This window comes from Mannheimia haemolytica, from assembly GCF_004342115.1.
Taxonomy (GTDB): domain Bacteria; phylum Pseudomonadota; class Gammaproteobacteria; order Enterobacterales; family Pasteurellaceae; genus Mannheimia; species Mannheimia haemolytica.
In genome coordinates this window covers 15,734-36,908 of sequence record NZ_SMAC01000009.1, presented here as the reverse complement: position 1 = coordinate 36,908, position 21,175 = coordinate 15,734, and the positions used below count along the sequence as shown (strand labels likewise).

The 21,175-nt window shown below is 43.8% G+C and carries 18 protein-coding genes; 16 read left to right on the top strand and 2 right to left on the bottom strand.

The window, feature by feature from the left end; genetic code table 11:
• Positions 1–60 precede the first annotated feature (60 nt).
• Entirely contained in the window at positions 61–3,267 is a 3,207-nt protein-coding gene (gene carB / locus EDC41_RS04420; protein ID WP_006248994.1) for a carbamoyl-phosphate synthase large subunit, read from the top strand.
• Positions 3,268–3,341: 74 nt separating this feature from the next.
• On the opposite strand, the gene EDC41_RS04415 is transcribed toward carB, so the two are convergent.
• Positions 3,342–4,175 carry an L-arabinose isomerase family protein gene (locus tag EDC41_RS04415; RefSeq protein WP_020830994.1) on the bottom strand — a complete coding sequence of 278 codons (834 nt, stop codon included), beginning with the start codon at positions 4,173–4,175 and terminating at the stop codon, positions 3,342–3,344.
• 160 nt (positions 4,176–4,335) lie between these two features.
• Here EDC41_RS04415 and yiaK point away from each other — a divergent pair, with 160 nt between their 5' ends.
• The 14 genes from yiaK (at position 4,336) to EDC41_RS04345 (ending at position 17,628) form a co-directional block, all read left to right on the top strand.
• Positions 4,336–5,334, top strand: a complete 999-nt coding sequence (gene yiaK, locus EDC41_RS04410; protein ID WP_031200631.1) for a 3-dehydro-L-gulonate 2-dehydrogenase — start codon at positions 4,336–4,338, stop codon at positions 5,332–5,334.
• A gap of 124 nt (positions 5,335–5,458) precedes the next feature.
• Complete coding sequence (locus EDC41_RS04405; protein WP_006251393.1) at positions 5,459–5,932, top strand: NanQ anomerase/TabA/YiaL family protein; 474 nt, start codon at positions 5,459–5,461, stop codon at positions 5,930–5,932.
• Positions 5,929–6,408: a TRAP transporter small permease gene (locus EDC41_RS04400; protein WP_006248996.1), complete on the top strand. Its 480-nt coding sequence runs from the start codon at positions 5,929–5,931 to the stop codon at positions 6,406–6,408. Before EDC41_RS04405 ends, EDC41_RS04400 begins: the two co-directional genes overlap by 4 nt.
• Complete coding sequence (locus EDC41_RS04395) at positions 6,409–7,686, top strand: TRAP transporter large permease subunit (protein WP_006251394.1); 1,278 nt, start codon at positions 6,409–6,411, stop codon at positions 7,684–7,686.
• Positions 7,687–7,788: 102 nt separating this feature from the next.
• On the top strand, positions 7,789–8,775 hold the full coding sequence (locus EDC41_RS04390; protein WP_006251395.1) for a TRAP transporter substrate-binding protein: 987 nt from the start codon (positions 7,789–7,791) through the stop codon (positions 8,773–8,775).
• A gap of 73 nt (positions 8,776–8,848) precedes the next feature.
• Complete coding sequence (locus tag EDC41_RS04385) at positions 8,849–9,832, top strand: TRAP transporter substrate-binding protein (protein ID WP_006251396.1); 984 nt, start codon at positions 8,849–8,851, stop codon at positions 9,830–9,832.
• A gap of 109 nt (positions 9,833–9,941) precedes the next feature.
• The gene (locus tag EDC41_RS04380) at positions 9,942–11,447 is read left to right on the top strand and encodes a sugar ABC transporter ATP-binding protein (RefSeq protein WP_020830993.1); all 1,506 of its coding nucleotides are present in this window, start codon (positions 9,942–9,944) and stop codon (positions 11,445–11,447) included.
• 194 nt (positions 11,448–11,641) lie between these two features.
• Complete coding sequence (locus EDC41_RS04375; RefSeq protein ID WP_006249001.1) at positions 11,642–12,688, top strand: ABC transporter permease; 1,047 nt, start codon at positions 11,642–11,644, stop codon at positions 12,686–12,688.
• A 12-nt stretch (positions 12,689–12,700) separates the two neighbouring features.
• On the top strand, positions 12,701–13,810 hold the full coding sequence (locus EDC41_RS04370; RefSeq protein WP_006249002.1) for an ABC transporter substrate-binding protein: 1,110 nt from the start codon (positions 12,701–12,703) through the stop codon (positions 13,808–13,810).
• Positions 13,811–13,914: 104 nt separating this feature from the next.
• Entirely contained in the window at positions 13,915–14,805 is an 891-nt protein-coding gene (locus tag EDC41_RS04365) for an SMP-30/gluconolactonase/LRE family protein (RefSeq protein ID WP_006249003.1), read from the top strand.
• Positions 14,806–14,876: 71 nt separating this feature from the next.
• On the top strand, positions 14,877–16,346 hold the full coding sequence (locus tag EDC41_RS04360; RefSeq protein ID WP_006251398.1) for an FGGY-family carbohydrate kinase: 1,470 nt from the start codon (positions 14,877–14,879) through the stop codon (positions 16,344–16,346).
• Positions 16,347–16,555: 209 nt separating this feature from the next.
• Entirely contained in the window at positions 16,556–16,867 is a 312-nt protein-coding gene (locus EDC41_RS04355; protein WP_006249005.1) for an ElaB/YgaM/YqjD family protein, read from the top strand.
• Between the two features lie 79 nt (positions 16,868–16,946).
• On the top strand, positions 16,947–17,342 hold the full coding sequence (locus EDC41_RS04350; protein ID WP_006249006.1) for a phage holin family protein: 396 nt from the start codon (positions 16,947–16,949) through the stop codon (positions 17,340–17,342).
• A 1-nt stretch (position 17,343) separates the two neighbouring features.
• A complete protein-coding gene (locus tag EDC41_RS04345; protein WP_006249007.1) occupies positions 17,344–17,628 on the top strand; it encodes a hypothetical protein in 285 nt (94 codons plus the stop codon).
• A gap of 86 nt (positions 17,629–17,714) precedes the next feature.
• Here EDC41_RS04345 and EDC41_RS04340 read toward each other — a convergent pair whose 3' ends face one another.
• Positions 17,715–19,310 carry a glycerol-3-phosphate dehydrogenase/oxidase gene (locus tag EDC41_RS04340; protein WP_006251400.1) on the bottom strand — a complete coding sequence of 532 codons (1,596 nt, stop codon included), beginning with the start codon at positions 19,308–19,310 and terminating at the stop codon, positions 17,715–17,717.
• A gap of 357 nt (positions 19,311–19,667) precedes the next feature.
• Between EDC41_RS04340 and glpT the strand changes: the two genes are divergently transcribed.
• Positions 19,668–21,113: a glycerol-3-phosphate transporter gene (gene glpT, locus EDC41_RS04335; protein WP_006251401.1), complete on the top strand. Its 1,446-nt coding sequence runs from the start codon at positions 19,668–19,670 to the stop codon at positions 21,111–21,113.
• Positions 21,114–21,175: the final 62 nt, after the last annotated feature.

The window sequence follows — 21,175 nt, the reverse complement described above, 5'->3', positions numbered from 1 at the left end:
AAAACTTACCAAAAATAACCGCTTGTAGCCTGAAATAAACGAGATAAAAGAGAGCCCAAAATGCCAAAAAGAACAGACATAAACACTATCCTAATTATCGGTGCCGGTCCGATTGTGATCGGTCAAGCGTGTGAATTTGACTACTCCGGAGCCCAAGCGTGCAAAGCGTTGCGTGAAGAAGGGTATAAAGTGGTGTTGGTGAACTCCAACCCTGCAACCATTATGACCGACCCGAATATGGCAGATGTGACTTACATTGAGCCGATTGAATGGAAAACGGTTGAAAAAATCATTGAAAAAGAACGCCCTGATGCCATTTTACCGACTATGGGCGGGCAGACAGCGTTGAACTGTGCCTTAGATCTTTCGAAAAACGGTGTGCTGAAAAAATATAATGTAGAGCTGATCGGAGCTACCGAAGACGCGATTGATAAAGCCGAAGATCGTGGTCGTTTTAAAGAAGCAATGACTAAAATCGGCTTGAATACGCCAAAATCATTCGTTTGCCACAGTTTTGAAGAGGCCTTAGCAGCACAAGAGCAGGTTGGCTTTCCAACCCTGATTCGCCCCTCTTTCACGATGGGAGGCTCCGGCGGTGGTATTGCTTATAATCGAGATGAATTTATCGCCATCTGCGAACGTGGTTTTGAAGCCTCGCCTACTCACGAATTACTGATTGAACAATCCGTACTAGGCTGGAAAGAGTATGAAATGGAAGTTGTGCGTGACCGTGCCGATAACTGCATTATCGTCTGCTCGATTGAAAACTTCGACCCGATGGGTGTACACACCGGCGACTCCATTACCGTTGCTCCGGCACAAACGCTAACCGATAAAGAGTATCAAATTATGCGTAACGCTTCGCTGGCGGTATTGCGTGAGATCGGCGTGGACACCGGCGGTTCAAATGTGCAATTTGCGATTAACCCTGCAAACGGCGAGATGATCGTCATTGAAATGAACCCTCGTGTGAGCCGTTCTTCTGCACTCGCATCTAAAGCCACCGGCTTCCCGATTGCCAAAGTTGCGGCGAAATTGGCTGTAGGCTACACACTCAACGAATTGCGTAACGACATCACCGGAGGGCTGATTCCGGCTTCATTCGAGCCGACTTTAGATTATGTTGTGACCAAAATTCCACGCTTCGCCTTTGAAAAATTTGCCAATGCAGACGACCGATTAACCACTCAAATGAAATCGGTAGGCGAAGTAATGGCAATGGGAAGAACCTTCCAAGAGAGTTTACAAAAAGCCTTGCGAGGCTTGGAAACCGGCATTTGCGGCTTTAACTTGCTTTCCGAAGAGCCTGAAAAAATCCGCCGTGAACTTGCCAACCCCGGACCAAACCGTATTTTGTATGTTGCCGATGCCTTTGGAGCAGGCTTTTCATTGGAAGAAGTTCACCACTATTCTAAAATCGACCCGTGGTTCTTGGTGCAAATTCAAGACTTAGTACTTGAAGAATTAGCTTTAGAGAAAAAACAGTTTAGCGATCTAGATGCTAACGAAATCCGCCGCTTAAAACGCAAAGGCTTCTCAGACAAACGTATCGCACAGCTTACCAAAGTCAGCGAAAAAATGGTGCGGGATTACCGCCATACTTACGCTATTCTACCGGTGTATAAACGGGTAGATACCTGTGCAGCCGAGTTTGCCTCAGATACGGCTTACCTCTATTCTACTTACGAGGAAGAGTGTGAAGCCAAACCGTCTGATCGCAAAAAAGTGATGATTTTAGGCGGCGGACCAAACCGTATCGGGCAGGGGATTGAATTTGACTACTGCTGCGTTCACGCCTCGCTTGCTCTGCGTGAGGCAGGTTATGAAACCATTATGGTGAACTGCAACCCTGAAACCGTTTCCACCGATTTCGACACCTCCGACCGCCTCTATTTCGAGCCGCTAACATTAGAAGATGTACTGGAAATTGTGCGTGTAGAAAACCCGTGGGGCGTGATTGTGCATTACGGCGGTCAAACACCACTGAAATTAGCGAATGCCTTATCTGATGCCGGTGTAAACATTATCGGGACTTCCGCCGACAGCATTGATGCCGCCGAAGACCGTGAACGTTTCCAACAAATTCTAAACACTCTCGGTTTAAAACAGCCGGCAAATCGCACCGCCCGTAATGCGTTGGAAGCGGTGGCATTGGCAAATGAAGTAGGCTATCCGCTGGTGGTTCGCCCATCTTATGTGCTAGGTGGTCGGGCAATGCAAATTGTGTATAACGATGAAGAGCTAAACCGCTATATGCGTGAAGCGGTATCGGTTTCCAACGACAGCCCGATTTTACTCGACCACTTCCTCAATAATGCGATTGAAGTTGATGTGGATTGCATTTGTGACGGCGAAAATGTACTCATTGGCGGCATTATGCAACACGTTGAGCAAGCCGGTATTCACAGTGGCGATAGTGCCTGCTCACTACCTGCCTATTCGTTAAGCGGTCATGTTTTGGACGAAATTCGCAAACAAACCAACGCAATGGCGTTTGCTCTCGGTGTGAAAGGCTTGATGAACGTACAATTTGCAGTACAAAATGAGGTCGTTTATGTGTTGGAAGTTAACCCTCGAGCCAGCCGTACTGTACCGTTTGTCAGCAAAGCTACCGGTCGCCCACTGGCAAAAATCGCTGCTCGCGTGATGGCTGGTGAAACCCTTGCCGACTTAAATGCATTAGAGGAAATTATCCCAAGCAAATTCTTCGTTAAAGAAGCGGTATTCCCATTCATCAAATTCCCGGGTGTGGATACCATTCTCGGGCCTGAAATGCGTTCTACCGGCGAAGTGATGGGCATAGGTAATACCTTTGCTGAAGCGTTCTTCAAAGCACAACTGGGTGCCGGTGAACGAATTCCAAAAGTCGGCAAAGTGTTTATGTCGGTTATTGAAGAGCATAAACCTGCTTTAATTTACATTGCCAAACGTTTCCAAGAACAAGGCTACGGTTTATGTGCTACCTTCGGCACTGCAAACTTCCTACGGCAACACGGAATTGCAGTCCAAACGGTAAACAAAGTTCGTGAAGGGCGACCGCATATTGTCGATGCGATCAAAAACGGCGAAATTGCGTTGGTAATCAACACCGTCAGCGGAGAGCCTGAAGTGATTGCCGACAGCCACTCTATCCGCCGTACCGCCTTGCAACAACGTGTGCCTATTTACACCACCCTTGCAGGTGCTGATGCTATCTCCTACGGCGTAAAACATATCAATGAGTTTGATGTGTATTCAGTGCAGGAATTAGAACAAAAGGCTAACTAAAATAAAGCTAAAATGACAAGCGGTCAGATTTTGCAAATTTTTTACAAATTCTGACCGCTTGTGTTTGTAGAGGATTATTTAGTAAATTTATATGCTAAATCATTCCAGCGTAATTCATTTTTGAGTTGTGGTAGCTCGGTATTTTGGTTGATATGGATAAACTCAATACCAAAATATTCAGCGAACATTCGTAGCATATCGGCATCAATATCTAAACTAAATACACTATGATGAGCACCGCCGGCTAGAATCCATGCTTGAGTACCTACATCAAAATTTGGTTGAAGCTTCCAAAAAGCATGCCCAACTGGTAAATTTGGCATTGGATTTGGTGAGGCGATAGCGTCTAAATCCGCAACAACCATTCTAAAACGGTCTCCCATATCTACAACGGTTGCATTCACTGCTTTTCCCGCCTTACTACTGAAAATTAAGCGAACAGGATCTGCCTTACCGCCAATACCTAGCGGTCGAATGGCTAATGTTGATTTCTCTTTGGCAATAGACGAACAAACTTCAAGCATATGAGCCCCCAATACCACTTGGTTTTGTTCATCTAAATCATAGGTGTAGTCTTCCATAAAGGAAGAACCGTTTGGTAAGCCATAACCCATCACTTTCACTTCACGCACAAGAGCTGCGGTTTTCCAACCTCCTTCACCACCAAATCCGTAGCCTTGTTCCATTAAACGCTGAACAGCCAAGCCCGGTAATTGTTTAATCCCATTTAGATTTTGGAAATTATCAGTAAAAGCTTTAAATCCACCATTATCTAAGAATGTTTTTAAGCCGATTTCAATACGAGCAGAATATGCGAGAGATTCTCTTGCTGAACCATTTTCTTGCAAGCTATCCTCAACATTATACAAGCGGTCAGATTTTGCAAAAAAATGACCGCTTGTTGCCATTTCTAAAGTGTGATCTACCTCTCAAATTTACAAAATTTTTTATAACATATTGATTTAAAATGTTTTTTATATTTTTCCTTTAATTGACTTTAATTTGTCTTAAGAGTAACTTATAAAACGTGATTTTACTATTTGAAATATTGAGGTATTCAAGATGACTATTCGAGTTTCCTATGAAGAATTAAAAGCTCAATTTAAACGTGTTCTGTTGGCTCGCAATGTGCGTGAAGAGATTGCCGAAGAGTGTGCCACTGTGTTTGCCGACACCACTCAAGCGGGTGCTTATTCACACGGGGTAAACCGTTTCCCACGCTTTATTCAGCAGTTAGAGAACGGTGATATTGTGCCGGAAGCCGTGCCGACTAAAGTGCTTTCACTGGGGGCGATTGAGCAGTGGGACGCTCACCAAGCCATCGGTAACTTAACCGCAAAAAAAATGATGGACAGAGCAATGGAGCTTGCATCTGAAAACGGCATCGGCGTAGTGGCGTTACGTAATGCAAACCACTGGATGCGTGGCGGTTCTTACGGATGGCAGGCGGCAGAGAAAGGCTATATCGGGATCTGCTGGACGAACGCCCTTGCGGTAATGCCGCCTTGGGGGGCGAAAGAGTGCCGTATCGGGACGAACCCGTTAATCATTGCGGTGCCGACTAACCCAATCACGATGGTGGATATGTCTTGCTCAATGTACTCATACGGAATGTTGGAAGTGCATCGCCTTGCTGGTCGTCAAACCTTTGTCGATGCTGGTTTTGATGATGACGGCAACCCAACCCGTGATCCGGCAACGGTCGAGAAAAACCGCCGTCTAATGCCGATGGGCTTCTGGAAAGGTTCGGGCTTATCGATTGTGTTAGATATGATCGCCACCTTGCTCTCTAACGGTGAATCCACTGCGGCAGTCACCGAAGATAAAGACGATGAATATTGCGTGTCGCAAGTTTATATCGCTATTGAAGTGGATCGCTTAATTGACGGCAAAACCAAAGACGAAAAACTCAACCGTATTATGGAATATGTGAAAACCGCAGAACGTGCCGACCCTGATGTGGCAGTACGTTTACCGGGCCACGAGTTCACCCAAATTCTAGCCGATAACAAAGCCAACGGCATTCCGGTGGATGACACTGTTTGGGCGAAATTACAGGCGTTGTAATTGCAAATTGACCGGTAGGGTGGGCGTAAGCCCACGCATTAGACACAATCATAAGATGACGTGGGCTTACGCCCACCCTACAAGCGGTCATTTTTCCGCAGAATTTTACAAAACGGAGGTATGAATGTTTTTTGGTCATATTTCACAAGTTAAAGCGAATCGATACCCGCCGGCGATCCAAATTGCGTTGAACTATCTGAAAAATACCGATTTTGATGCGATGGAAGCAGGGGTTTACGAACTCAAAGGCAGACAAATTTATGTGCAGGTGTTGGATTTGAACACCAAATCGAAACACGAATTTCAGCCGGAAGTGCATCGCAATTACCTCGATGTGCAGTATCTACACCGAGGCAAAGAGATAATGGCTGCGGCGGTGGATACCGGCACCAATCCGATTGCGATGGAATACAACCCTGAGCGGGATATTCAATATTATCAATCCGTTGCCAACGAAAATGAATTTCGCTGCGTTGAAGGCAATTTTGCGGTGTTTTTCCCCGAAGATTGCCACAGAACGGCAATTTTTGACGACACGGAAACCATTCGCAAAGTGGTGGTAAAAATTGCGATGAGCGAAATTGAGGAGCAACGATGAAAGCCTTAGCTCAATTAGTCGGAAAACTGTTAGAAATCTTGGTGGTGGTGATTTTATCCGCAATGTCGATTTTGGTTTTCGTCAATGTGGTACTACGTTACGGTTTTAACAGCAGCATTAGCGTGACCGAAGAGGTGTCTCGCTATATGTTTGTTTGGTTGGCGTTTTTAGGGGCGGTGTTGGCATTTAGCGAAAATCAACACGTTAAAGTCACAATGCTGACCGATAAATTATCGCCAACGGCTCGTAATATCTTAAGCGTAGTCACAGATTTAGCGATGTTGTTCTGTTGCTACTTAATTGTGGACGGTAGCTGGATTCAATTTAACCTCAACCTGAATAACTTTGCCCCGATTTCAGGCTTACCGCAAGGCATCACTTTCCTTGCCAGCACAGTGGCAGGGGTATTAATCGGTTTATTAATTATTGCCCGCATTGTGGCAACGGTTGGCGTGATTGCAAAAGGAGAAAAATAGATGACTGTGGTAATTTTTCTTTCCGTCTTGCTTGGCTCGATTTTATTGGGCATTCCAGTAGCTTTCGCCCTGTTGGTCTGCGGTGTGGCGTTAATGTTGCATTTAGATCTGTTCGATGCCCAAATTTTGGCTCAACAAATTGTGAGCGGTGCAGACAGTTTCTCGCTAATGGCAATTCCGTTCTTCATTCTTGCCGGTGAAATTATGAACGAGGGCGGTCTCTCCAAACGGATTATCGACCTGCCGATGAAATTAGTCGGTCATAAACGGGGCGGTTTAGGTTTTGTGGCAATTTTAGCGGCGATGATTATGGCAAGCCTTTCCGGTTCGGCGGTGGCGGATACCGCAGCGGTAGCCGCAATGCTACTGCCGATGATGAAAACCACCGGTTATCCGATTGACCGCTCTGCCGGTTTAATCGGTACGGCAGGGATTATCGCCCCAATCATTCCGCCAAGCATTCCGTTTATCGTATTTGGTGTGGCTAGTGGCGTGTCCATTACCAAACTGTTCTTAGCCGGTATTTTCCCGGGCATTATGATGGGGATCTGCTTGGCTGCCCTTTGGTGGTGGCAGGCAAAACGTTTGGATTTAATGACCTTCTCCAAAGCGACCAAAGAAGAACTTTGCATTTCATTTAAAAACAGTATTTGGGCGTTATTGTTGCCTGTCATTATTATCGGTGGTTTCCGCTCGGGAATGTTCACCCCAACCGAAGCGGGTGCGGTCGCAACTTTCTATGCCTTGATTGTTTCACTGTTTGTTTACCGTGAAATGAAGTTCAAAGATTTATACAAGGTAGTGTTGGCGGCAGCGAAAACCACGGCAGTAGTGATGTTCTTAGTGGCAGCGGCAAATGTGACCGGCTGGCTGATTACCGTAGCGGAATTACCGATGATGCTCACCGAGCTGTTAGAGCCGTTAATTGAAAGCCCGACCACACTCTTATTGGTGATTATGTTAGCGGTGTTTATTATCGGAATGGTGATGGACTTAACCCCAACCGTGCTTATTTTAACGCCGGTATTAATGCCGTTGGTGGAAGAGGCAGGCATTGACCCGGTTTACTTCGGTGTGCTGTTTATTCTTAACACCTCCATCGGCTTGATTACACCACCGGTCGGCAACGTGCTAAACGTGATTACCGGCGTGTCGAAACTGCCGTTCGACCAAGCGGCTAAGGGCGTAATGCCTTACCTCGTAATGATGATTTGTTTACTACTGTTGTTCGTGTTCTTCCCGTCACTGGTGTTAGTGCCGTTAAGCTGGATGCAGTAATGGTTTGAACCGAAACAAGCGGTCGAATTGACGCAAAAATTTACAAATTTTTTTGGCAAAACAGACCGCTTGCAACTCAATTTTTAATCACAGGAGAACCCTATGAAATTATTTAATTTAAAAACCTTAGTTGCCTTAGTGGCAGGCGTTGCGGTAATGAGCGGCTCTGCAATGGCAGAAACCTCACTGCGTTTTGGTTATGAAGCCCCACGTTCCGATACCCAACACATCGCCGCCAAAAAATTCGATGAATTATTGGCAGCAAAAACCAAAGGTGAAATTAAATTAAAACTGTTTCCGGACAGCACCTTAGGTAATGCTCAAACGATGATCAGCGGCGTGCGTGGCGGTACTATCGACATTGAAATGTCCGGCTCGCCAAACTTTACCGGCTTAGAGCCAAAACTAAATGTGATTGATATTCCGTTTATTTTCAAAGATCGTGAACACGTTTACAAAGTATTAGACGGCGAAGTTGGTCAAGGCTTATTAAAAGATTTAGAAGCCCAAGGCTTAAAAGGCTTAGCCTTCTGGGACGTTGGCTTCCGTGCTTTCTCCAACTCAAAACACCCTGTGACCAAGCCGGAAGACATCAAAGGCTTAAAAGTCCGCACCAACCAAAACCCGATGTACATTCAAGCCTTCACCTTACTAGGCGGCAACCCGGTGCCAATGCCACTTTCTGAGCTTTACACCGCACTCGAAACCCGTGCCGTTGATGCCCAAGAACACCCAATCGGCATTTTCTGGTCGGCAAAACTGTTTGAAGTACAAAAACATTTAAGTTTAACCAACCACGGCTACACCCCGTTAATCGTGGTGATGAACAAAGCGAAGTTTGACGGCTTAGCTCCTGAATTACAAACCGCATTGGTTGAAGCCGCAAAAGAAGCCGGTCAATTCCAACGTGATCTCAACGTGAAAAACGAAAAAGAGATCATCGAAAAATTACGCAAACAAGGCATCGAAGTGATCGAACAAGTGGATAACGCCCCGTTCAAAGCAGCGATTGAAGCGGAAATCCGCAAAGCTTTCGTGGAAAAACACGGCGATGAATTATTGAAAAAAGTGGATGCGTTAGCACAGTAATTGACTTTATTTTAGTCTAAAGCTCCCTCCGTTTGGGGGGAGTTGTTGTATAGACTCTACTATAGGAGAGACTATGAAACTGTTTAATTTAAAAACTTTAGCCGCTTTCGTTGCCGGTTTTGCACTGTTTTCAACCGCACAAGCAGAAACCTCATTCCGCTTTGCGTATGAAGCTCCTCGTTCTGATACTCAACATATTGCAGCGAAAAAATTTAATGATTTGCTGCAAGAAAAATCCCAAAAAGGGCTGAAATTAAGCCTCTTCCCTGATAGCACGCTCGGCAACGCACAAACGGCGATTAGCGGTGTGCGTGGCGGTACTATTGATATTGCAATGTCCAGCTCCTCTAACTTTACCGGGTTAGAACCAAAACTGAATGTGATTGATATTCCGTTTATTTTCAAAGACAGAGACCACGCCTATAAAGCCTTAGATGGAGAGATTGGTCAAGGTTTATTAACCGCATTAGAGGCTCACGGTTTGAAAGGGTTGGCGTTTTGGGAAGTTGGTTTCCGAGCGTTTTCCAACTCCAAGCACCCGATCACCAAACCGGAGGATATTAAAGGCTTAAAAATCCGTACTAACCAAAACCCGATGTATATTCAAGCCTTCTCTATTTTAGGTGCAAATCCGGTGCCAATGCCGCTTTCCGAGCTTTACACTGCACTGGAAACCAAAGCGGTTGATGCCCAAGAACACCCAATCGGCATTTTCTGGTCGGCAAAACTCTATGAAGTACAAAAATATTTCAGCTTTACTAACCACGGTTACACCCCGTTAATTGTGGCGATTAACAAAGCGAAATTTGATGCACTGCCAGCCGAGCAACAAACCGCATTAGTTGAAGCGGCAAAAGAAGCCGGAAAATACCAACGCCAACTTAACCTAGAAAATGAGCAGAAAATTATCGACTCGCTCAAAAAAGCAGGTATTGAATTTGTGGATAACTTAGATACCACACCGTTCAAAGATGCCGTATCGGCTGAAACCCGCAAGGCATTTATCGAGAAAAACGGTGATGGCTTAGTTAAAGCCATTGATGCATTGGCGAAGTAAAAATAGAGCTACAAAGTGCTCGGTTAAACTAACCTCACACGAATCGTGTGAGGTACAAGCGGTCAAAATCCGCAAAATCTTTACACATCTTTCCTCAAAGGAGGAACAAATGGCACAGCCCATTTTAAGTATGCAGCACATCATCAAACGCTTTGGTAGCCATACGGCGGTGAATGATGTCAGCCTTGATATCCACTCAGGCGAGATCGTTGCCTTACTCGGTGAAAACGGTGCAGGTAAATCGACCCTAATCAAAATCCTTGCCGGTATTTATGACCGTGACGAGGGTGATATTCTTTTCCATAACCAAAAAATCCAATCTGCCCACGCTATTGAGAAAGGCAACAAAAAGCCCATCGCTTTTATCCACCAAGATTTAGGCCTAATAGAATGGATGACGATTGCCGAAAATATGGCATTTGTAATGGGGTTCCCTCGCAAATTTGGCTTGATTGACTGGGCGAAAGTGCGAGAGCAGTCGCAAAAAGCCCTTGATTTTGTAGGCATTAAACTCTCTGCCGACACTCGAGTGTTTGATTTAAGCCGTACCGAAAAAGCCTTACTCGCCATTGCCCGTGCGATTGCCGTCAATGCAGAAATCTTGGTTTTAGACGAACCTACTGCTTCCCTACCTGCCTCTGATGTAGAGCATCTTTTCACTGTGTTAAACCGCTTACGTTCCCAAGGTGTGGGAATGATTTATGTGACCCACCGTTTAGATGAAGTGATCGCCATTTCCGACCGCATTTTGGTGATGCGGGACGGTTTCCCGGTTGCAGAAGGGCAAACCAAGCTCTATGACGTCAAAGGCTTGGTCAAAGCGATTGTAGGCGAAGAGAGCCGTGGCAGACAGCGGGTGGATTTACCAACCGATACTCCTGAAATTTTAAGCCTGCAAAATGTCATGGTTGGCGACACCGGCCCGGTGAATTTCCGTCTGCACAAAGGTGAGATGATTGCCCTTGCCGGCTTGCGTGGAGCAGGGCAGGAAGAAATCGGCCGCTTATTATTTGGGGAGCGAACCTTAGACAAAGGCGAAATTCAGTTAGACAAGCGGTCATATTCTGCTAAAGATCCGCAAGATGCGATAGCCAAAGGTGTGGCATTGGTTGCGGGAGACCGCACCCGTGAAAGCGTGTTTATGTCAATGACTACCAGTGAGAACCTGTTTATCAACCCGGTACTAAGCGGTCATTCACCATTAAAACGCTACTCCCGCCGTGAAGAGTGGGGTGAGAGCTGGTACAAATTCCAACTATTCGATATTCGTCCGAAAAATTTGTTTATTGATGCCAGTGCGTTATCCGGTGGTAATCAGCAGAAAATCGTGTTGGCACGTTGGATGCTCCTCAATACGCCTGTTCTGATTTTAGAAGACCCGACTGCCGGCGTGGATGTAGGAGCAAGGGCAGAGATTTACGACTTGCTCAACAAAGCCCTTGCAGAAGGGGTCGCAATTATTGTGATTTCCACCGACTTTGAAGAGATCGCTCATTTGTGTAACCGAGCATTAGTCTTCAACCGAGGGGAAATTGCCGGTGAACTACTGAACGAAGAGGTGACTTTCGCCAATTTGCTGGCGTTGGCATCGGATAGTCAGTCGAAAAAACAATAACTTACTCTCGCCCGCTTGCGGGAGAGAGACAGCTAAAAATAGCGTCAGGCTATTTTTAGCAGAGAGAGGGTAAACAAGCGGTCATTTTTCTTAAAAAATATTGCGAACCCTCTCCCTCCGAAAGCCTAACGGCTTTCTCCTCCCTCTCCCGCAAGCGGGCGAGGGGAAAATGCAGAATTTTAACGGAGTAATTTATGGCTCAAACAAACATCAAATCAACCGCACTGGAACAACCGGTATCTATCGCCCGTGACGGTTTTATGGCATGGTTTTCACAAATGTCCACTCGTTATGGCTTACTGTGGTTATGTGTGTTATTGGTGATTATTTTCTCACTTACCACCGAATCTTTCGCCTCAATGCTGACATTAAATGCGATTTTAGAAAGTAAATCGAAAATTGCCCTACTTGCTTTGGCAGCCACAACTACAATGATTGTCGGCAAAATCGACCTGAACGTGGGTTTCGGTATTGTGTTGTGGCACATTCTTGTGATTACTCTGCAAGTCCAATACGGCTTCTCGTGGTATATGGCGATCTTAATCGTGTTAGTGATTGCCGCTCTTTACGGCTTGCTGAATGGGATTTTAGTTGCTCTTGCTGATATCGATAGCTTTGTGGCAACACTTGGCTCAGGCACAGTGCTTTATGCCGTAGCACTCTGGCACTCGGGCGGTCGCCAAATTGTCGGGGATTTACCCGATGAATTTATCGCACTCAACAGCACAGAAATTTTCGGTATCCCGATTTCTGCTTTCTATGTGCTGGCAGTGGCTATCGTAATGTGGTTGGTGACAGAACATACCCCGACCGGTCGTTGTATGTATGCGGTTGGTGGCAACCCAACGGCAGCTCGCCTAAATGGTATCAATATTAAAAAATACACCATTGTGCCGTTTATTGTCTCTAGTGTAATCACTGCTTTCACAGGCGTATTGATCTCTGCTCAACAAGGCGTTGGTCAGGCAAGTGTCGGTATGGACTACTTACTGCCCGCATTGGTTGGGGCATTCTTAGGGAGTACCACTATTCGCCCAGGGCGTATTAACGTATGGGGAACAGTGGTGGGGATTGCCATTCTTGCCATCGGTATTTCAGGTATTCAACAATTCGGTGGAGCGTTCTGGGTTGAGCCACTCTTTAACGGTGCAACACTGTTACTTTCCATCACTATTGCAGGCTATGCCCAACGCAAACGCTTGTTAAATCAAAAAGCTGTACAGAAAAAATCGACCAACTAAGAGGATTTGATTATGAAAAAAGCATTTCGTACAACCTTAACTGCAATCGCAACCTTAACTGCTATTGCTTTCGGAAATAATGCGTTTGCCAATGACGACCCGTTCGTACAAGAAGCAAAACAGCTTGTCGCAGCAGCTACGGCTAAGCAAGAAAAATGGGACGGACCGACAACCGGCCCTCAATTACAAAAAGAGAAAACTGTGATTTTTATTGCCTCTGATATGAAAAACGGTGGTGTACTTGGTGTGATTGACGGAATGAAAGAAGCTGTTGGCGTAACGGGCTGGAAGTTAGATGTATTAGACGGTGCAGGTACGGTAAACAACCAACTCGCCGCACTTAACCAAGCGATTGCCCGCAAACCGGATGCGATTGTGATTGGTGGCTGGAACCCGAATGTGGCGAAAATCCCACTACAAAAAGCGACTAAAAACGGCATTAAACTTGCAGCTTGGCACGCAACACCGGAGCCGGGTGCGATTGATAAATACGGCATTTTCTACAACGTGACCTCTGACTCAGACGAAATTGCACGCTTATCGGCAATGCTTGCGGTGGCAGAATCTAACGGTAAGGCAAAAGCGATTATTTTAACCGACTCGCTATATGAAATTGCGTTACGCAAAGCGAACGTCATGAAAGAAGTTATCGAAAAATGTAAAGAGTGTAAGGTGTTAGAGTTTATCGACACGCCATTGGCGGATACCTCAAGCCGTATGCCTAACCTCACTTTCAGCTTACTGCAAAAATATGGCGACGATTTAGAGTATGCGTTGGCAATTAACGATCTCTACTTTGACTTTATGGCTCCGTCTTTACGCACCGCTGGTAAAGATAAACCGTTTAGCATTTCCGCAGGTGATGGCTCAGTAACGGCTTATCAACGTATTCGCAATGGTGATAAACAGTTTGCAACCGTCCCTGAGCCACTTAACTTACACGGCTGGCAGTTAGTCGATGAGCTAAACCGTGCTTTCGCTAACGAAAAACCGTCTGGTTATATCACACCGGCTCACCTAGTGACTAAAGAAAATGTGGCGTTTGACGGTGGTGAAAACAACCTGTATGCCCCACAAAACGGTTACAAAGGCGCTTACAAAGCGATTTGGGGCGTGAAGTAATGACGTAGGGGCAAATAAATATTTGCCTCGAACAAGCGGTTGTTTTTTGCAAAGATTTTGCGAAATTTAACCGCTTGTCATAAAAAATAGAGAGGGTAATACAAATGAGCAATAAATTTATCCCCAAAATCTCCAACCCTCGTTTTAATGAGCTGGTTGGGAATACGTTTGAACTTGAAGAGCTTTTTGATAAGGCAATCTGGGCAGAAGGGCCGGCGTGGAGCAAGCCACAACAAGCCCTCTATTTTAGTGATGTAAAAGGTTGCACAATGTACCGCTGGACAGAGCAAGATGGTACACAGGTTTTCCGCCAGCCGTCTTATTTTTCTAACGGCAATGCGTTTGATGCAAACGACAACTTGATTACCTGTGAACACGGCAATCGAGGTATCAGTTTAACCACGCCAAGCGGTGAATATCGTTTTTTGGTCGGTCAATTAGACGGAAAACGACTGAATTCACCCAATGATGTGGTGGTAAAATCAGACGGCATCATTTGGTTCACTGATCCACCTTACGGTATTTTGTCGGATAACGAAGGCAAACAGTCGCCAAGCGAAATTATCGGTTGTTATATTTACTGCTATGATCCGAAAACCGACAAGCTGAATATTGCAACTTTCAACACGATGCGACCAAACGGCTTGGCCTTCTCGTCAGACGAAAAACAACTCTTTGTGGCAGATATGTCGAGCGTGGAATTTGACGAAGATGGCTTACACCACTTAGTCGTATTTGATGTGGACGGTAATAAACTAAAAAATCGCCGAGATGTGGCGGAAATTAGTCCCGGCATTCCGGACGGCTTCCGAATTAAACAAAACGGCGTAATTTTCTGCTCTTGTGAAGAGGGAATTATTGCTCTTTTACCTGACGGCACGGAGCTGGGACGATTTGTGCTGGGTAAGCTAACCTCAAATTGTAGCTTTGGCGATGATGAACAAACACTGTTTATTACTTGTTCGAATAGCGTTTATCGTTTAACAATTAAATAGCAGAATGCATTAAGTGCGTCTGTTGTAGCATTACAAGCGGTTTCTTTTTCAAAATTTTTTACAAACAAATAATGGATAACAAAATGAACTACACACTCGGCATTGATTGCGGTGGGACTTTTATCAAAGCCGCTCTTTTTGATACACAAGGTAATATTCAAGCCCTTCATCGTGAAAACGTTTCGGTAATCAGTGAACAGGCAGGTTATGCAGAGCGTGATATGTCACAACTCTGGGCTATTTGTGCGGAAGTAGTGCGTTCAACCATTGAAAAAAGTGGGGTAAACCCAGCGGATATTAAAGCAGTAGGGATTTCCGCTCAAGGCAAAGGGGCGTTTTTACTGGATAAGCAGAATCGACCGTTGGGGCGTGCGATTTTATCTTCCGACCAACGTTCCCTTGAGATTGTTAAACAATGGCAGGCTGAAGGCATTCCGCAACAACTTTACCCGATTACCCGCCAAACTCTTTGGACAGGACACCCTGTGTCGATTTTGAAGTGGGTGCAGCAAAATGAACCGGAGCGTTATGCACAAATCGGGGCGGTGTTGATGTCGCACGACTATTTGCGTTTTTGCTTAACCGGTGAGTTGCATTGCGAAGAGACCAACATTTCCGAAAGCAATCTTTACAATATGGAAAAAGGCGAATACGACCAACAGTTAGCCGATTTGTTGGGAATGCCGGATGTGTTGGAGAAATTACCACCAGTGATTGAACCGAATAAAATTTCGGGATATGTGACTGAAAATGCCGCCAAATTAACCGGTTTAGCGGTGGGTACGCCGGTAGTCGGTGGCTTGTTTGATGTGGTTTCTACCGCACGTTGTGCCAATTTAGATGACGAAACCAAACTGAATGCGGTGCTGGGAACGTGGTCGGTGGTGAGCGGCATTACCGATCATATTGATGCAAGCCAATCATTACCTTTTGTTTATGGGCGTTATGCCGAGGCAGGGAAATTTATCGTCCACGAAGCAAGCCCGACTTCTGCCGGTAATTTAGAGTGGTTTGTGAATCAGTGGAAACTCGATTATGTGAAAATCAACCAAGCTGTTGCCCAATTACCGCCGGCGGCAAGCTCGGTGCTGTTTGTGCCGTTTCTGTATGGCTCAAATGCAGGCTTAGGAATGCAAGCCGGTTTCTATGGTATGCAAGCCCACCATACCCAAGCCCATCTCTTGCAGGCAATTTACGAAGGAGTGTTGTTTAGCTTGATGAGCCATTTAAACCGTATGTTTATCCGCTTTCCAAAGGCTGACGTGCTGCGAGTTACCGGCGGACCGGTGAAATCTAAAGTTTGGATGCAAATGTTGGCCGATTTAACCGGAATGCGGCTTGAAATACCACAAATGGAAGAAACCGGCTGCTTGGGTGCGGCATTAATGGCAATGCAAGGGGTTGGGCTGGATATAAGCCAAGTTCAAGCCCTAAATAATGAAATGCAGGTGTTTGAGCCAAATCCGGAAAATTATGCGGCTTATCAGACGAAATATCAGCGTTACCAAAAATTAACTGAAGCATTAAATACAATGATTTAACCTGAATTTATGCTTTTACAAGCGGTAATATTTGGTTACTTTTTTGCAAAAATTACTGCTTTTTTGTTTATTTAATTTATGAATTTAATTAAATAATCTTTAAATTAAAGGTTGACATTATTAAATGTGGGCTGTATTTTAATAATGAAACATAAATCAATTATGTTTTATTTTTATAGATTACGTTTAATTAAATAAGGAGAGCAATTATGGCTAAAAGCTTAGATGCAAAACGTGAAGAGTTAACAAACGAGATTCGCGATATTTTGAAAAATGCAGAGGAATTATTTAATGAAACATCTGATTCTTCTACGGAGGAATATAAAAAGTTAAAAGATAAATTAGCAAAACAGTTTGATGATGTAAAAGATCGTTTTGCAACATTAAAAGATGATACCGTTGATAGTGCAAGAACTGTAGTTAAACAAACTGATACCTTAGTTCAAGATAATCCGTATAAAGCAATTACCGTTGCCGGTGTGGTAGGGTTATTATTAGGTGTTTTAATTTCTAGAAGATAATTATCTGTAATTCGTCATTAAGTCATTAAGCCACGCCATATTTGGGGTGGCTTATTATTTAATATAAGGAATGGTTATAATGTTAGATAATATTAAATCCGGATTTAGAAATAGTCTCATTACATTATTGGAAATAGCTCAAGTGCGTGGTGAGATGGCAAGAATTGAAATTAATGAGCAAAAAAATCAATTAATTTCAGTGCTTATATTTATCTTATTGGCTTTTGTATTTTTATTAGTTTCTTTTGTGAGTTTATTATTTGGTTTAGATAATTATTTGTTACCCGAACAGAAAGTTAAAGTATTCTTTTCTATTGCCATTATTATGTTTATTGCTGTGACTATTTGCGGAATGATGATACTTTCTGCCTTGAAAAAACAACGCCATTTTATGCAAAGTACATTAACCGAGCTAAAATTAGATATTGCCGCATTTAAGAGTGCTTTAACTTTGAAACAGAATGGAGAACATTAAAATGGAAGAGCTTAAATTAACCGAAAAGGAACTTCTAGTTCTAAAAGGTAATGCACTTAGAATGCGATTTAAAGCGGAAACCAATAAAACCAAAAATGAGATTATGCAGCCTTTTAAACAAGTGAAACAAACAGGGCTTGCACTGGTCAATTCACCGGCAGTTAAAACCATTGCATTAGATTTTTTGGTAAAAAGATTATTGAGTATGAAAGGAATTAGCTTTTCTGTATTGGGGTTAACAGCATTCTTTTTATTACAACAGAAACATAAAAGAGATGATAGCTAATATACAAGCGGTTAAAATGGTTTAAAAAGTTGCAAATAACGTAATTGCAATATTTTTATCGATTTTAACCGCTTGCTTTTAGCGTATTAGATTGGCTGTGGCTGATAATCTACCAATAAATAGTGCTTCGCAACATCAAGGAACTGGATAACTTGCTGTTGTTGCCACATTTCATCTTTACCTAATTCTTTCGCCATAATAGCAGCCACTTTTGCTGCACTATCAATCGCCGCTCTCGCATCAGTGAAGAGCAAACGAACACGGCGAGCTAATACATCCTCAACCGTTTGTGCCATTTCGTGGCGAACTGCCCAGATCACTTCTGCAACGGTATAATCTAGTCTCGGATGGATTTTTTGTGCATATTCCGGGGTCTCAGTCATTAAGGCGCGTAACTGTGGAATATCTGAGCCATATACATATAGATGATCTTGTAGATTCACTTGTGCTGCCGGAATATTACCGTGAATCGGTAAGTTGACGGTCACACAAGGTTTATTGCCTAGTTCAGAGTGGACTTTTAACGCTTCTTCTACGGTATCTTCTGCCATTTGACGATAAGTTGTCCATTTACCACCTGTAATCGTAATCAAACCGCTGGTTGCATCAGTGAGAACTTTGTGACTACGAGATACTTCTTTAGTGCTTTGACCTTCTTTTTCCGGTGCCGCAAGCGGACGTTGACCGGCAAAGACTGCTTTTACATCATCACGAGTTGGTTTTTTTGTCAGATATTGTGCGGCTGTCTCTAAAATAAAGTTCACCTCTTGTTCCAATGGAATTGGCTCATAAGAAGGATTTTCAATCAGAGTATCTGTTGTCCCTACGACTAACACTTCGTGCCAAGGTACAGCAAATAACACTCGTCCGTCAGAGGTTTTTGGAATCATTAACGCATCATTACTTGGTAAGAATGATTTATCTAATACTAAGTGAATCCCTTGGCTTGGTACGACAAATTTTTTCGTGCTACCGTGATCCATACTTAAAATATCATTCATAAATACGCCGGTTGCGTTAATCACCGCAGTGCCGAAAACAGTATGTTCTTGTTGATTGAGTTCATCGTAGAAAGTCACCCCATCAATTTTGCCTTGTGGCGTTTTGTGCAGTGAAGTCACTTTGGCGTGATTTAGTACTGTACCGCCGTGCTCTACTACCGTTTGTGCCATATTCACTGCAAGACGTGAGTCATCAAATTGCCCATCTTGATAAACAGTGCCTGTACGTAAACCAGTATCATTTAAGGTTGGTAAACGTCTTTTCGCTTCAGTTTTACTGATGTTTTCAGTCTTTCCTAAACTCAGGTTGCCTGAAAGCATATCGTATAAGCCTAAACCAACACGATACATTACACAGTCTTTGAATTTGTAGTTTGGAATAATAAAGCTTTGGTTTTTAAATAAATGAGCTGCATTTTTAGCTAAGCGACCTCGTTCACGCAATGCTTCTCTCACGAGTGCAACATCGCCATTTGCAAGATAGCGAACGCCACCGTGGACTAATTTTGTGCTTCGGCTCGATGTACCTTTCGCAAAGTCATGGCTTTCTAATAATAAGGTTTTATAGCCACGGGAAGCTGCATCTACCGCAATCCCCAAACCACTTGCGCCACCACCGATAATAATAAAATCCCATTTTTGCGTTTGTTGTACTTGAGCTAGCTGTTCATGTCTTTGCATTTTTTGCTCCTTTTGCTCGAATTAAAACATTTAATCATTACTTAATTAGCATAAACGAAAATAAAATGACTTCAAAGACATTTGTTTAAAAATTAGATCTATGTCACAAAATATTTCTATATTGTACTTTTTATGGTTCTTTCTCTGTACATAAGAAGAGAGTTTTATCGCTAGAGATACTGATGTTTGATTTTCTTTTTCAATCATTTTTTGTGGTTTAAGGTAAATTTTTTGTGAAATGAATCACATTTTTATAAAAAATAACTTTGTCATTTTTTATTTTCATTTATTATTGCTTCCCTAATTTCCTAAAAAGGAATTACTCAGAGGTTTTACTAAGTAATATTGGAGAATACTATGTTTGGTCCATTTAAACCCGCTCCGCACATTGCGGAATTACCGGCGGACAAAGTCGATGCAAGATATAAATTCTTGCGTTGGCAAGTGTTTGCAGGAATTTTCTTCGGCTATGCCGCTTACTATTTTGTGCGTGCAAACTTCGACTTAGCACAAAAAGGCTTGATTGAAGCTGGTATGTATACAAAAACCGATCTCGGTGTGATTGGTACAGCTGCCGGCCTGGCCTACGGTTTATCAAAATTCGTGATGGCAGGAATGTCCGACCGCTCTAACCCGAAAGTATTTTTACCGACCGGATTGTTACTTTCAGGTCTATGTATGACCCTTATGGGCTTAATGCCTTGGGCAACATCAAGCATTTTAGTAATGTGGGTAATGATCTTCTTAAACGGCTGGTTTCAAGGTATGGGTTGGCCACCGTGTGGACGAACAATGGTTCACTGGTGGTCTAAATCTGAGCGTGGTACTATCGTTTCTATCTGGAATACCGCTCACAACTTAGGCGGTATGGTGCCGGGGGCGATGGTGCTATTAGCAAGTGCGCTCTATTTCAGTGAGTATGGTGTAGAAGCAACGGCAAAAGATGTATGGCAACAAGCCCTTTATTTCCCGGGAATTGCAGCAATGATCGCAGCTATTCCAATCTACCTTGTGATGAAAGATACTCCACAATCTTGCGGTTTACCGCCAGTTGAAAAATGGCGTAACGACTACCCTGACGACTATAACGAAAAAACCTATGAACACGATTTAAGCACCAAAGAGATTTTCGTGACTTATGTGCTGAAAAACAAACTGTTATGGTACATTGCCATTGCGAATGTCTTCGTTTACTTAATCCGCTATGGCGTATTGAAATGGTCGCCGGTGTACTTAGGCGAAGTAAAACACTTCAACATTAAAGGTACAGCATGGGCATATACCATTTATGAATTAGCTGCGATTCCAGGTACATTACTCTGTGGTTGGGTCTCTGACAAACTGTTCAAAGGCAAACGTGGTTTAACCGGTTTCATCTTTATGATTCTTACCACCGCAGCAGTGGTTGCGTTCTGGCTCAACCCTGCGACACCGGAATCTGAAATTGCACAATATGCAGGCCATGCTTGGTATGAAAACCCATATCAATTAATGGACTTCATTTGGATGACCACTATCGGTTTCTTAATCTACGGCCCGGTAATGTTGATTGGCTTACACGCCCTTGAACTTGCACCGAAAAAAGCAGCAGGTACAGCAGCAGGTTTCACCGGTTTATTCGGTTACTTAGGTGGTACAGTGGCAGCCTCTGCAGTAGTTGGCTGGGCAGCAGATAAATTTGGCTGGGACGGCGGTTTCTACGTGATGATCGGTGGTGGTGTATTAGCCATTCTCTTAACCTTCATTGTGATGGTTGAAGAAGGCAAGCACAAAGCAAAATTAGAAGATCACTATGGTAAATAATAAATAACTTATCAAAAGGAAGGACATTTTTGTTCTTCCTTTTATTTTTACATTATATGAGG